We start from the raw sequence: 13,776 nt of genomic DNA, 5'->3' as shown, positions 1-13,776 counted from the left end.
TTCCCATGCCCGTTTTCAGCAAACTAGGTCTCAAGTCCTCCAGCGCGCTCGGGGCAAATCGTCATATCGTGATCGACGGCGTTGCCGACGGTTACGAGGCGTTCTGTCTTATTCGTCTGGCGGAAGAGATCGGCGAACGCGGGCCGATTATGTATATCGTGCGGGACGGGCAACGCATTGCCGATCTGGAGCAGGTCTTGAGTTTCGTGGCGCCGGATATGCCGGTTCTGCATCTGCCTGCTTGGGACTGCTTGCCTTATGACCGCGTATCGCCCGGCGCAGACGCATCGGCACGTCGGCTCGCCGCACTCAGTGCGCTGTCCCAGCTTAAAAAGGCACCGCATCCGGCCATCATTCTCACCACAGCCAATGCCGTTCTGCAAAAGCTGCCGCCGGAAACAGCGATCGCCGAACAGGTGATTTCGGCGCGTCCCGGCAACCAGCTGGATATGAACGATCTGGCATCCCGGCTGGAGCGCAACGGTTTCGAACGTGTTTCCACCGTGCGTGACATCGGCGAATTTGCCGTTCGTGGTGGTATTCTCGATCTTTATGCACCCGGCGCGGAAGAGCCGTTGCGGCTTGATTTCTTTGGCGACACACTGGAATCGATCCGCGCTTTCAATCCGGCTTCGCAGCGTACCACGGGCACACGCAAGGAGTTCGTGCTCCAGCCGATGAGCGAAATCACGCTTTCGCCGGACATGATCAGCCGTTTCCGCAAGAATTACGTCGCGATGTTCGGTGCGCCGCAGCGCGATGACGCGCTTTATCAGGCGATCAGTGAAGGTCGTCGCTTTGCGGGCATGGAACATTGGTTGCCGCTTTTCTACGACAAGCTTGATACCGTCTTCGACCATGCGGGCAATATGCCGGTGGTTTTCGATCATCTGGTGCATGAAGCGCTGACCGAGCGCCACACAATGGTTGTCGATCACTACGAAGCGCGGCTGAGGCAGGCCGAAGGCAAGGAGCCGGGCAGTGATGCCGTGCCTTACAAGCCGGTCAAGCCGGAAGCGCTTTATTTAACCCCGTCAGAGGTCGAGAAGCACGCTGAGGCCGGAGGTATGCGCATTGACCTGACGCCATTCGGTGCGCCGGAGGTTACGGGACGGACGATTATTCATGCCGATGTGCACAAGGGCCGCAGTTTTGCCGAGGAGCGCGCCGCTACCGACGTGAACCTGTTCGAAGCGGTGGTGAAGCATATTGCCGAACTGCGTGCAGCGGGCAAGAAAGTGCTGGTTGCTGCCTGGACCGAAGGTTCTCTCGACCGTCTTTTGCAGGTCCTTGATGAACATGGGCTGGAAAAGATCGAGTCGGTTGACCGGCTTTCTACCGTCAAAGCGCTATCGCGTGACAAGGTAACGGCGGCTGTGCTGGCCGTCGAGAGCGGATTCGACGCGGGCGATCTCGTCATCGTGGCCGAGCAGGATATTCTGGGCGACCGTCTTATCCGCCGTTCCAAGCGCCGCAAGCGCGATCAGGATTTCATCTCGGAAGTTGCCTCGCTAAACGCTGGCGATATTGTCGTCCATGTCGATCACGGTATCGGTCGCTTCATTGGCCTCAAGACCATTACCGCCGCAGGCGCTCCGCATGACTGTCTTGAAATCCATTATGCGGGTGATGACCGGCTGTTTCTGCCGGTCGAAAATATCGAGCTGCTCTCGCGCTATGGTTCAGAAGGCTCCGATGCGGTTCTCGACAAGCTTGGCGGTGGCGCATGGCAGATGCGCAAGGCCAAGCTCAAGAAACGCCTGCTTGAGATTGCCGGGCATCTGATCCAGATCGCTGCCGAACGGCAGATGCGCGGTGCGCCGGTGATGACGCCGCCAGATGGTCTCTATGCCGAATTTTCTGCTCGCTTCCCCTATGATGAAACCGACGACCAGCTGACGGCAATCGAGTCCGTGGCGGACGATCTGGCCGCTGGCAAGCCGATGGATCGCCTGATCTGCGGTGATGTCGGCTTCGGCAAGACGGAAGTAGCCCTGCGCGCTGCCTTCATTGCGGCAATGAGTGGCGTTCAAGTGGCGATAGTCGTGCCGACGACGCTCCTCTCGCGCCAGCATTTCAAGACCTTCTCGAAGCGCTTCCATGGCCTACCCATTAATCTTGCCCATGCTTCACGGCTCGTGGGCACGAAGGAACTTACGGCTGCGAAGAAGGGACTGGAAGACGGGACCGTCGATATTGTCGTCGGCACGCATGCGTTGCTCGGCAACTCGATCAAGTTCAAGAATCTCGGTCTGCTCATCATCGATGAAGAGCAGCATTTTGGCGTCAAGCACAAGGAGCGGCTGAAGGAACTGAAGTCGGACGTGCATGTGCTGACATTGTCCGCCACGCCGATCCCGCGCACTTTGCAGCTTGCGCTAACCGGCGTGCGCGAACTGTCGCTCATCACCACGCCACCCGTCGACCGTATGGCGGTGCGCACCTTCGTCTCACCGTTCGATCCGCTCGTCATTCGCGAGACCCTTTTGCGCGAACGCTATCGCGGCGGCCAGAGTTTCTACGTCTGCCCGCGCATTTCCGATCTTGGCGAGATAGAGGAGTTCCTGAAAACGCACGTGCCCGAACTGAAAGTGGCCGTGGCCCACGGCCAGATGGCGCCGGGCGTGCTGGATGACATCATGAACGCCTTCTATGACGGCCAGTATGATGTGCTTCTGTCCACGACCATTGTGGAATCCGGTCTCGATATTCCTACGGCCAACACGATGATCGTGCACCGCGCCGATATGTTCGGTCTGGCACAGCTCTACCAGCTGCGCGGTCGTGTTGGTCGCTCGAAGCAGCGCGCTTTCGCGCTGTTCACCCTTCCGGCAGGTAAGATGCTGACGCAGATGGCGGAACGTCGCCTTAAGGTTCTACAGTCGCTCGACACGCTGGGCGCAGGCTTCCAGCTTGCCAGCCACGATATGGATATTCGCGGGGCAGGCAATCTGCTCGGCGAGGAGCAATCAGGCCATATCAAGGAAGTTGGCTTCGAACTTTACCAGCAGATGCTGGAAGAGGCAGTGGCCACGCTCAAGGGTGTGGGTGAAGTTGAAGATAGCCAGTGGTCGCCACAGATTGCCATCGGCACGGCTGTGATGATCCCCGAAGCCTATGTGCCTGACTTGCAGCTGCGTCTTGGCCTTTATCGCCGTCTCGCCGATCTGGAAGAGCCACAGGATATTGACGCATTTGGTGCGGAACTCATCGACCGGTTTGGTCCGATGCCGGATGAAGTGCAGCACCTGCTCAAGATCGTCTACATCAAGGCACTCTGCCGCCGTGCGAATGTCGAGAAGCTCGATGCCGGTCCGAAGGGCGTGGTCATCCAGTTCCGTCATGCGACGTTCAACAACCCGGTCGGTCTGGTGAAATTGATCGGCGAGCAAGGGTCCATGGCCAAGATCAGGCCGGATCAGAGCATCGTTTTCATCCGCGACTGGCCGACACCGGAGAAACGTCTCAATGGTTCCGCCGTCATCATGACGCAACTGGCGAAGATCGCGGCGGGTTAACCCGCCGCTTCGCGTCTTTTAGCGATCTTCAGAAATCCCCGGCTCAAAGCCTTCAGCCGTCTGGCGAATAGCGTCAGCAAGGACATCTGCCGTCTGAGCGCCCATGACGGCATATTTCTGATCTATGATGAAGCATGGTACGCCGCGCACGCCGATGCGGCTGGCGGTATCGATCTCCTCACGAATCGTTGCCTTGTCTGCCTCACTTTGCAGGAGCCGGGCGACCACTTCGGCATCCATGCCGACGCTTGCCGCAGCATCAACCAGCACTTCGTGGTCGCCGATATCCTGTCCCTGCTCGAAATAGAGCGAGAACAACATACCGACCATCCGGTCCTGCGTATCGGGTGCAGCCTGTGCTGCCCAATGGATGACGCGATGGGCGTCGAGAGTATTTGGTGCGCGGGCGATGGCGTCGAAATCGAAGACGATGCCGTTTTCCTCTCCAAGCTGCGTCAGCTGCTTGTGGATGTCATCAATCTTTCCGCCGGTGCCGAATTTCTCGCGCATGTAGGTCTGGCGATCCTTTCCCTGCGGAGGCAGGGTAGGGTCGAGCTGAAAGGGACGCCAGCGAACTTCCGCCTCCACATCTGGCACCATGGCAAGTGCCGCCTCAAGGCGCTTGCGCCCCAGAAAGCACCAAGGGCAGACGACGTCGGACACGACATCGATAGTTATCTTTCTGGTGGCCATGGCAATGTCTCCATACGAGAACCAGAGGCGTGGCCTCCGGTTGAATATTCATCATATATTGGGTGCATGTAGGGCGAATTACATCAACGTTAAAGCCCGATCATGGCTTTGCGCGCCACCAAGTCGGTAGTTGATAGCCATAGAGCGAAGTCTTCTTTGGATGCTCGATGCGATCCCAGCGCGCTACCCACTGATAGGGCAGGTGGTAAAGCGGAATGTAGTAATCCCCGGAGATAAGCACACGATCAAGTGCGCGGACCGCACTCACGAAATCGGCGCGGCTTCTTGCCGCCAGCAGCGCTTCAATCATCGCATCTACTGCCGGATCGGCAACACCCGGATAGTTGAAACTTCCCTGAACGTCACGCGAAGCTGCTCCCCAGCGCATCCATTGTTCGTTACCAGGTGAAAGCGATCCGGTCAGCGCCCCGAGAATCATGTCGTAGTCGAATGTCTGGAGGCGCTGTTGATATTGGGCATCGTCCACCGTGCGTATTTCGATCGTGATGCCCAGTCGCGCGAGATTACGTTTGTAGGCCAGCGCGACTTTTTCCTCGTCGGGCGAGCGCGTCATGATCTCAAATTTGAGCGGTTTGCCGGAGAGATCGACGGCGAGGCCGTGTTCAAATTGGAAACCGGCTTCAGTCAGCAGATCATAGGCTTTCTTTGCAGGCGTCCGGTCATGACCGCTGCCGTCCGTTACCGGTGGGTGCCAATTACCGTTCATGACATCGTCGCGAACCGCTTCGGGGAATGGTTTCAGCAACTGCTTCTCTTGTTCATCGGCAGGCTTGCCGACGGAGGAAAGCTCCGATCCTTCCCAAAAACTCTGCGTGCGGCGGTACTGATCGGCGAAAAGGTTGCGGTTAGCCCATTCGAAGTCGAACAGCAATCCCAGAGCCTGCCGGACACGACGGTCGGCGAAAATCGGACGGCGCCTGTTGAACACGAAGCCGAACATGTTGGCTGGCGTGCCTTTTTCAAAGCTGTCCTTGATGACACGGCCCTGTTTTACAGCCGGGAAATCATAAAGCTTCTCCCATCGAGTAGGGTTTGCCTCGATGAAGACATCCAGCAGCCCCTTCTTGAAAGACTCAAACAGGGATGTCTCGTTTCGGTAATATTCGATCGTCAACGTATCGAAGTTATTGAGACCGCGCTGCGACGGCAGATCCTTGCCCCAATAGTCAGGGTTGCGCTTGTAGATAATACGCTGGCCGGGCTGCACGCCGGACACTAGATACGGGCCGCTGCCGACAGGCGGTTTCAGGGATGAATTGCCGAAGGTTTCGCGATCAATGGCGTGCTTTGGCAGCACGGGCATCGATGAGGCGATCAGCATCGGAAATTCGCGATCCGACTTGTCGTTGAAAGTAAAGCGAACGGAGCGCTCCCCCGTTTTTTCGATCTTCTCGACCCGACTCATCCGGTTGTTGTAGGGAGGGCGTCCCTTTTCCGTCAGAATGTCATAGGTGAAGAGAATGTCGTCCACCGTCACCGGCTGGCCGTCCGACCATTTTGCTTTCGGGTTCAGGGTGAATTCGACCCATTTGCGGTCCGGATCAACCACAACCTTTTCAGCAAGCAGGCCGTAAAGGGTGAAGGGTTCGTCCCGCGAGCGCTGCATGAGCGTTTCATAAACCAGATTTCCAAGGTCGACATCCCCGAACAGGCCGCGCGCTGTCGTACGCATGCTTTTCAGCACAAATGGGTTGAGACTGTCGAAAGTGCCGACAACGCCCATTGTGATGGCGCCGCCCTTCGGGGCGTCGGCATTTGCATAGGGGAAATGGGTGAAGTCAGCCGGCAGCGCCACATCTCCATGCATGGAGAGCGCATAGTCCGACTGTGCTTCGGCTATCGCCTGCGCCGGCAGCACGCCGACGACAGCTCCGGTAAGGCTCCCAAGAACCACTTTGCGGAGAAAGGCAATCAATCCGTTCAACTTCAATCGTCCATTGTAAATAAGTTTGATGGTCGCCGCCGGGAAGCGTCGATTCGGAACCGAAAACTAGCATGATCGTACATTAAGTGCGGAATTAGGGCGTGTCCGTCACGCGACAGTAGGGGCTAAAATAAAGATTTTGGCGGATTCCGGGCATGGAATGTCGAAACTCATCTGGATTCATACCCCTAGTCGTTGTAACACGGCTCCGGATTGGGCCCGGACAGGGTCCAAATGGGGGCTAAAATCCCCAAGGTCACGCTGTTGCCGCATTTTAAAACCAGTGACGGTCTATCGCTGACTTATAATACAGAACGGGAACTATAGATCAGAGCGTTGAAAGGAACCTGTTGATCATGTCCAGCACTAAGACAATCGCTGCCGCATCTGCCATTGCTGGCGCGTTCGCCCTGCTTGCCTCCGCGACGATGCCTGCATCGGCACAGCAGCCGCCACAGGGCTGGTTCAAGGTTTGCTCGAAGCAGGAAGACAATGACATCTGCAACACGCAGAACATCGTCACTGCAGATTCCGGCCAGCTCCTGACCGCCGTCAACCTCATCGAGATCAAGGGCAAGATCAACCGCAAGATCTTTCAGGTGACCGTTCCTATTGGTCGTCTGATTCCTGCCGGCGTTGGCCTCCAGATCGACAACAACAAGCCGGTCAAGCTTGAATACGGCATCTGCTTCCCAGATCGCTGCATCGCAGAAGCTCCGCTGACCGACGATCTCATTAATGCGCTCAAGAAGGGCGGCAAGCTGACCCTGACTTCGGTCAACTATCAGAACAAGCCGAACCCGATTCCGGTTGCACTCACCGGCTTCTCTGGCGCTCTGACCGGCCCGGCTCTCAAGCAGTCGGAACTGGAAGAACGCCAGAAGGAACTTCAGGACGCCGTCCAGAAGCGCCAGAAGGATTTCGAAGCCAAGATGAAGGCTGAACAGGACAAGGCAAAGGGCGCAGCCAACTAAGCTGCTGTCTGTCCAGTGTGTTATGAAAAAGGGGCGCTTTGAGCGCCCCTTTTTTGAACCATCACTTTAGAAGATAGTGCTATATTAGTTAGAATGTTGCGACTTTACGCGATAGGAACCATTGTCCTGTCGATCAAACATCTCCTCGATCTGAGGATGGCGCAAAGGCTCGCCGCTTAAATCCGGCACCAGGTTCTGCTCCGATACATAGGCGACATATTCGGATTCCGCGTTTTCCGCGAGCAGATGGTAAAACGGCTGGTCGCGATGCGGGCGCGCTTCTTCCGGAATGGACTCATACCATTCCTCCGTATTTGCAAATTCGGGGTCTACGTCAAAGATAACCCCGCGGAAGGGGAATAGCCGGTGCTTGACGACCTGACCGATCTGAAATTTCGCGTGCTTTATCTGTGTCATACCCATGCAACACTATGTAGTTCACCGCGTGACAAATTAAAGTCGGCGGTAACCGGCAATTCTGTCTGTTCGATGTCTCGGATGGTCCGAAAATCAAATTAGCTGGAACGTTTGCCGTCGCTTCGGTGTGGAAGGCTTGGCAGTTTCGGTAGCAGATGCGAGAAACCGCTGCCAGGACGAAGCCCTTCACGCATGAAGAATGCGCGCAGCGGTGCGAATGAGCGGAGCATTTCCAATCCCACTCCACGCACGATCTGCGCCGGAAGCATGCCGGAGAGAAGCGAACGATTGAGCGCATCGACAGAGCCGGTGCGGGCTAGAATATCCGGACGTCTTGCGCGGTCATAGGCGCGAATGACCCGATCTGAGCCCGGGTCGACAGGATCGCTTTCGATAGCCGTGACCAGCGTTTCGACATCGCGGGAACCCAGATTGAGGCCTTGTGCGCCAATCGGTGGAAACACATGCGCGGCTTCACCAATCAGGATCGTGCGCTTGGCTGCAAAGACATGGGGCACGAGGCCGGAAAGGGGCCAGGCTTGCGGCTTGATCTCGAGGTTAATCTTGCCCAGCATGGACTGCATCATGTCTTCGATACGCTGAGCGAGCGTGGCTTCGTCAAGCGCAAGCAATGCTTCGGCGCGACCGGGATTGACCACCCAGACGAGGCTTGAGCGTTTGCCTTTCAACGGCACTTGAGTGAAAGGGCCTTCTTCGGTGTGGAACTCCGTCGAAATATTCTCGTGGTCGACGCTATGCGAGAAGGAAAGCACGACGGCTGTTTGCGGATAGCTCCAGCGGCGTGTGCGGATGCCTGCCGCTTCGCGGGCCATCGAATTGCGCCCGTCGGCTGCCACGACCAGCCGCGTATGCAGTGTGTCACCACCTGAAAGCGTGATGGTTACGTGGTCACCATTGTGGCGGTACTCGATGACGGAGGCATTGATGCGCTGGATATTCGGATTGCGGGAAACGGCTTCAGCCAGCTTCTCGTTCAAAACGGCATTGGGGATATTGTAGCCGAACGCAGTCTCATCGATTTCGCCCGCACGGAAGGTGACGACAGGGCTTCTCACGAGGCGCCGCGTCGCGTCGACAATGCGCATGGAAGCGAGGGGGGCTGCTTCCGGCTCGATATCCGACCAGACGTGCAGTCCTTCCAACAGTCTGATGGCAGGCATCATGAGTGCGGTGGTGCGGCGGTCCCCCTTATCGGTCTCCGGTCCAAGCAACACGGTGCGATAGCCTTTTGCGCCAAGCGCCAGCGCTGCCATCATCCCGGCAGGCCCGCTGCCGCTAATGACAATGTCAGTGAGAGGCTTGTTCACAACAAGATCGTTCATCGTGTTTCATCCCTGGTCCGACAGTGCAGACCTCGTGACCGTTCGCTATGCATATCGCATTGTCTGATGATTCCAGACGGATGCGTTTGAGCTGCACTTAAACCGAATTGCAGGCAAAAGACCATTCTTCCGTGGGATTATGGCGGATTTGCCTCACGCCTTACTTGCTCTTTTGTGCTTATTCAGGGAAAGCTGCTGCAGGATCATGGCTTTTCCTGGGGGAGAAGCTATTCAACGATCTTGAGGGTTGGGGACGTCAGTTTGTTTGGTGTACGCGTTCCCCGTTTGATGAAATGTACTCGCTGCCTTGGGGAATGTCTTGGGCGGGATATGCGCGGCGACAAACTGAAATGGCGGACGGCGTGAAAACCAAACTGACCGGAAAACTCAAAGCCAAAAAAGTCACCGCGCCGCAAGCCAAGGCGTTTTCGGTTCATCTTCTGACGGCATCGGGTTCGTTTCTGGCGTTCCTTTCCATCGTGGCGGCCAGTGATGGGCGCTATACGGCGATGTGGTGGTGGCTGGGGCTGGCGCTTTTCGTCGACGGCATCGATGGCCCCATCGCGCGCAAGCTTGAAGTCAAATATGTTCTGCCGAACTGGTCTGGCGAGCTTCTCGACAACATCATCGACTATGTCACCTATGTTCTGATACCGGCTTTCGCGCTTTATCAAAGCGGGTTTATGGGGACTTATCTGTCCTTCATATCCGGCGCGATCATCGTGGTTTCGAGCGCGATCTATTATGCCGATACCGGCATGAAGACGAAGGAGAACTTCTTCAAGGGGTTCCCGGTCGTCTGGAACATGGTGGTCTTTACGCTTTTCATCGTCAAACCGGGGGAGTGGGTCGCCTTCGCAACGGTTGTCGTATCGGCAATCCTGTCGTTCCTGCCGATCAATTTCCTGCATCCAGTGCGCGTTGTGCGCCTGCGACCACTTAATCTGACGGTTTTCCTGCTCTGGTGTGCCTTTGGTGCGGCTGCGCTCTATTATACTCTGGACGCGCCGTTGTGGGTTCGCGTCGGTATCTCCGTGACGGGCCTCTACATCTACTTCATCGGCGCTGTCATGCAGTTTTTCCCAGGATTGGGGCGGACTGCGACCGTCATCGCGGCTGAGAAAGCCGCTGCCGCAAAAAAGAGTGGAGAAGCATGATGATCAATGCCATTCGCGTCCATCAGACCGGTGGGCCGGAAGTCATGAAGTATGAACAGATCGAGATAGGCGAACCCGGTCCGGGCGAGGCAAAAGTGCGCCATGAAGCCGTCGGTCTGAACTTCATCGACGTTTATTTCCGCACCGGGCTTTACAAGGCAGCCCAGATGCCTTTCACGCTCGGCAATGAAGGCGCGGGCACAGTCATTGCGGTTGGTCCGGGTGTTGAGGGTGTTCGTGTTGGTGACCGTGTTGCCTATGTGGCGACACCGGGCTCCTATGCAGACGAGCGCATTCTGCCAGCGGACCGGCTGGTCAAGGTTCCGGATAATGTCGATCTGAAAACCGCCGCCTCCATGATGCTGAAAGGCATGACGGCGCAATATCTTCTGCGGCGTACATTCAAGGTGGAGCCGGGGCAGACGATCCTGTTTCATGCCGCTGCCGGTGGTGTAGGCTTGATTGCCGGACAATGGGCAAAGCATCTTGGCGCCACCGTTCTCGGCACGGCGGGATCGGAAGAAAAGATCGCGCTGGCCAGAAAGCATGGCTACGACCATGTTATCAATTACCGCACCGAGAACTTTGCCGAAAAGGTGAAGGAACTGACGGGCGGAGCGGGTGTCGACGTTGTCTATGATTCTGTTGGGCGCGATACCTATATGGGTTCGCTCGACGTGTTGAAGCCGCTTGGCATGTTTGCCTGCTTTGGTCAGTCATCGGGTGTCATTCCGCCGTTTGATCTCGGCATTCTGGCGCAGAAGGGTTCGCTCTTTGCCACGCGTCCGACGCTGTTTAATTATATCGCCAAGCGGGCGGACCTCGAAAAGACGGCAGCAGAGCTTTTCGACGTGGTCGGAAGCGGAGCTGTCAAGATTGAGATCAACCAGACCTATGCGCTGAAGGATGCGGGCAAGGCGCATGAGGATCTGGAAGCCCGCAAGACGACGGGAACCACCATTCTGCTTCCATGATCGGGCTTATGATTGCAGCAGTGTGTATATGTCCACCGCTGCTTGCTTTTGGGCTTTTCAAGAGCAGAGTTGCTGGATAAGGTCGCTCAAAAATATAATTTTGGGGAACAATGACAGCGCCTTTAACCGACCGGCCTCTTCTGGATGTCCGCCGGCTCACGAAAGTATTTGGTCAGCTGCGGGCCTGCGATGGTGTCGATCTCACCATCGGGGAAGGCGAAATTCACGCGCTTCTGGGTGAAAACGGCGCCGGAAAATCCACCTTTGTGAAAATGTTGTTCGGCGCGTTGCAGCCACTTGAAGGCGAAATCGTCTGGAAGGGACAACCTGTCACGATAGACGAACCTGCCGCCGCAAGAAAACTTGGCATAGGCATGGTTTTTCAGCATTTTTCGCTGTTCGACTCGCTGACTGCCGCTGAGAACATTGCCTTGTCGCTCGACCGTTCGCTGCCGCTTTCAGACGTTGCGAAGCGTGCGCGTGAGGTTGGCAGGACTTACGGTCTTCCGGTCGACCCGCAGGCCCATGTCGGTGATCTGTCCGTCGGCGAACGTCAGCGTATCGAAATCGTGCGCTGTCTTCTTCAGGAGCCGGATCTCATCATCCTTGATGAGCCGACTTCGGTGTTGACGCCGCAAGAAGCCGACAAGTTGTTTGAAACGCTGGAGCGCCTGAAAGCCGAAGGCAAGTCGATCCTCTATATCAGCCATCGTCTAGAGGAAGTGAAACGCCTCTGTGACCGCGCAACCGTGTTGCGGCATGGCAAGGTCGTTGCGCATTGCGATCCGCGCAAGGAAACCGCCGCGTCGCTCGCCCGTATGATGGTCGGTAATGATATCAATGTTGTAGCACGCAGTCCCATCGCGGCGGCGGTAGATGTCGGTAATGACGCGCTTTTTGAAATCAAGTCACTGTCGCAACCGCCGCGTGGGCCATTTTCGACGGCATTGAAAGATATTTCTCTCTCGGTCGCTGCAGGCGAAGTCGTTGGCATTGCCGGTGTTGCAGGCAACGGGCAAGGTGAATTCTTTGAAGCTGTTTCGGGTGAAGTGCTGCAGTCAAATCCATCGAATGTGCGCATTCGCGGGAAGGATGCAGGCAAGGTCGGTATCAGCGACCGTCGCATGATGGGGGCAGCTTTCGTGCCGGAGGAGCGGCTTGGTCATGGTGCTGTTCCGACCATGACGCTGACCGACAATCTGTTCTTGTCGCGATACAAGACCGACGCAAAGATGTTCTTGCGTGGTGGCAAAATGAAGCTGATCGCAGAGAGCGCGCTTCGATCGGCTGCAAAACGCATCATTGAACGGATGGATGTGCGAAAGAGTGCTGAAAATCCGCCCGCATCTGCACTTTCTGGCGGAAACCTGCAGAAATTCATCATCGGGCGCGAGCTTGATCGCTCACCATTGGTCATGGTTGTGAACCAGCCGACATGGGGCGTGGATGCCGGTGCCGCAGCACATATCCGGCAAGCACTTGTCGATCTTGCGCGCTCCGGTTCCGCAGTTCTCGTCATCAGTCAGGACCTTGATGAGCTTCTTGAAATCAGTGACCGCATTGCCGTGATGAATCATGGCCAGCTCTCCGATCCTCTGCCGATTGTCGATGTAACGCTGGAAAAGATCGGTCTTTTGATGGGCGGTATCTCAGGAGAGGCGGGAGCTGCATGATGCGGATTGAACTCGCCAAACGCCCGCAGCCGTCGAGACTTTTCAGCGCCTTGTCACCATTGCTGGCACTGTCGTTGACGCTGATTTTCGGTGGACTTGCTTTTGCGCTGATGGGCAAGGATCCGTTGCATGCGCTTTATGTCTTCTTTGTCGAGCCTTTGTTCGACATCTGGTCATGGCATGAATTGCTCGTGAAGGCCGCACCGCTGATCCTGATCGCGGTAGGCCTCTGCGTCTGCTTTCTGTCCAACAACTGGAATATCGGTGCCGAGGGGCAGTTCATCGCCGGTGCTATAGCGGGATCGATCCTGCCCGTCATGTTCCCTGATCTGCAGTCTTGGGTGGTTCTGCCCCTGATGATGCTGATGGGGATGGCAGGCGGCGCGGTCTATGCATCCATTCCTGCTTTGCTGAAAGTGCGCTTCAATACCAATGAAATCCTGACCAGCCTTATGCTTGTCTATGTCGCGCAGCTGTTCCTCGACTGGCTGGTGCGCGGGCCATGGCGCAACCCGGAAGGATATAATTTTCCGGAAACCCGTCAGTTCAACGATAGCGCCATTCTGCCGGAAATCTGGAGCGCATCGGGCCGCGCGCATTTGGGCTTCATCTTTGCGCTCGTTGCAGCGGTTGTCGTCTGGCTCCTGCTCAAGCACACGCTGAAGGGTTTCGAGGTCAAGGTGATCGGCCAAAGTCTAAGAGCCGGGCGTTTCGCGGGTTTCAGCGCGGGCAAGATGGTGTTCTTCGTCTTTGCGGTTTCCGGTGCCCTTGCCGGTCTCGCAGGTATCGCGGAAACCTCCGGTGCCATCGGCCAGCTTCGTCCGGTCATATCTCCGGGCTACGGTTTTACGGCGATCATCGTCGCGTTTCTGGGACGCCTCAATCCGCTGGGAGCAATAGCAGCCGGTCTGGTGTTGGCGCTTTCCTATCTTGGAGGCGAAGCTGCACAGGTGGCTATCGGCATCTCCGAAAAATCTGCACGCGTGTTTCAGGGCATGATCCTGTTCTTCGTTCTCGCTTGCGATACACTCATCCTTTATCGCATTCGCTTCATATCCGGTCGCCAAGCGGGAAAGGCCTGA

The 13,776-nt window shown here is 56.6% G+C and carries 10 protein-coding genes; 6 read left to right on the top strand and 4 right to left on the bottom strand.

Translation table 11 applies throughout. The annotated features are described in order from the left end of the window. Positions 1 to 5: 5 nt before the first annotated feature. On the top strand, positions 6 to 3,518 hold the full coding sequence (gene mfd / locus AAE521_RS00700) for a transcription-repair coupling factor (protein WP_342060252.1): 3,513 nt from the start codon (positions 6 to 8) through the stop codon (positions 3,516 to 3,518). 18 nt (positions 3,519 to 3,536) lie between these two features. On the opposite strand, the gene AAE521_RS00695 is transcribed toward mfd, so the two are convergent. Both AAE521_RS00695 and AAE521_RS00690 read right to left on the bottom strand, forming a co-directional pair. Continuing rightward, positions 3,537 to 4,211 carry a DsbA family oxidoreductase gene (locus AAE521_RS00695; RefSeq protein ID WP_029927370.1) on the bottom strand — a complete coding sequence of 225 codons (675 nt, stop codon included), beginning with the start codon at positions 4,209 to 4,211 and terminating at the stop codon, positions 3,537 to 3,539. Positions 4,212 to 4,311: 100 nt separating this feature from the next. After that, positions 4,312 to 6,162 (bottom strand): extracellular solute-binding protein, encoded by a 1,851-nt coding sequence (locus tag AAE521_RS00690; protein ID WP_374864426.1) that lies wholly within the window; start codon positions 6,160 to 6,162, stop codon positions 4,312 to 4,314. 350 nt (positions 6,163 to 6,512) lie between these two features. Between AAE521_RS00690 and AAE521_RS00685 the strand changes: the two genes are divergently transcribed. Further along, positions 6,513 to 7,130, top strand: a complete 618-nt coding sequence (locus tag AAE521_RS00685) for an invasion associated locus B family protein (protein ID WP_010658835.1) — start codon at positions 6,513 to 6,515, stop codon at positions 7,128 to 7,130. 84 nt (positions 7,131 to 7,214) lie between these two features. Here AAE521_RS00685 and hspQ read toward each other — a convergent pair whose 3' ends face one another. Together hspQ and AAE521_RS00675 are read right to left on the bottom strand one after the other, a co-directional pair. After that, positions 7,215 to 7,553 (bottom strand): heat shock protein HspQ, encoded by a 339-nt coding sequence (hspQ, locus tag AAE521_RS00680; protein WP_010658834.1) that lies wholly within the window; start codon positions 7,551 to 7,553, stop codon positions 7,215 to 7,217. A 92-nt stretch (positions 7,554 to 7,645) separates the two neighbouring features. Next, a complete protein-coding gene (locus AAE521_RS00675) occupies positions 7,646 to 8,890 on the bottom strand; it encodes a UbiH/UbiF family hydroxylase (protein WP_342060251.1) in 1,245 nt (414 codons plus the stop codon). Positions 8,891 to 9,240: 350 nt separating this feature from the next. Between AAE521_RS00675 and pcsA the strand changes: the two genes are divergently transcribed. From pcsA to AAE521_RS00655, 4 genes are all read left to right on the top strand, one after another. Next, a complete protein-coding gene (gene pcsA, locus AAE521_RS00670; protein WP_029375958.1) occupies positions 9,241 to 10,047 on the top strand; it encodes a phosphatidylcholine synthase in 807 nt (268 codons plus the stop codon). Then, on the top strand, positions 10,047 to 11,021 hold the full coding sequence (locus AAE521_RS00665) for a quinone oxidoreductase family protein (protein ID WP_071633720.1): 975 nt from the start codon (positions 10,047 to 10,049) through the stop codon (positions 11,019 to 11,021). Before pcsA ends, AAE521_RS00665 begins: the two co-directional genes overlap by 1 nt. A gap of 110 nt (positions 11,022 to 11,131) precedes the next feature. Continuing rightward, positions 11,132 to 12,694, top strand: coding sequence for an ABC transporter ATP-binding protein (locus tag AAE521_RS00660; protein ID WP_342060250.1), 1,563 nt, complete (start codon positions 11,132 to 11,134; stop codon positions 12,692 to 12,694). Next, entirely contained in the window at positions 12,694 to 13,776 is a 1,083-nt protein-coding gene (locus AAE521_RS00655; RefSeq protein ID WP_342060387.1) for an ABC transporter permease, read from the top strand. The genes AAE521_RS00660 and AAE521_RS00655 overlap by 1 nt, the downstream gene beginning before the upstream one ends.

It is taken from the genome of Brucella cytisi (genome assembly GCF_038433355.1).
GTDB lineage: Bacteria > Pseudomonadota > Alphaproteobacteria > Rhizobiales > Rhizobiaceae > Brucella > Brucella cytisi.
This window is presented reverse-complemented; position numbering and strand designations above follow the sequence as displayed.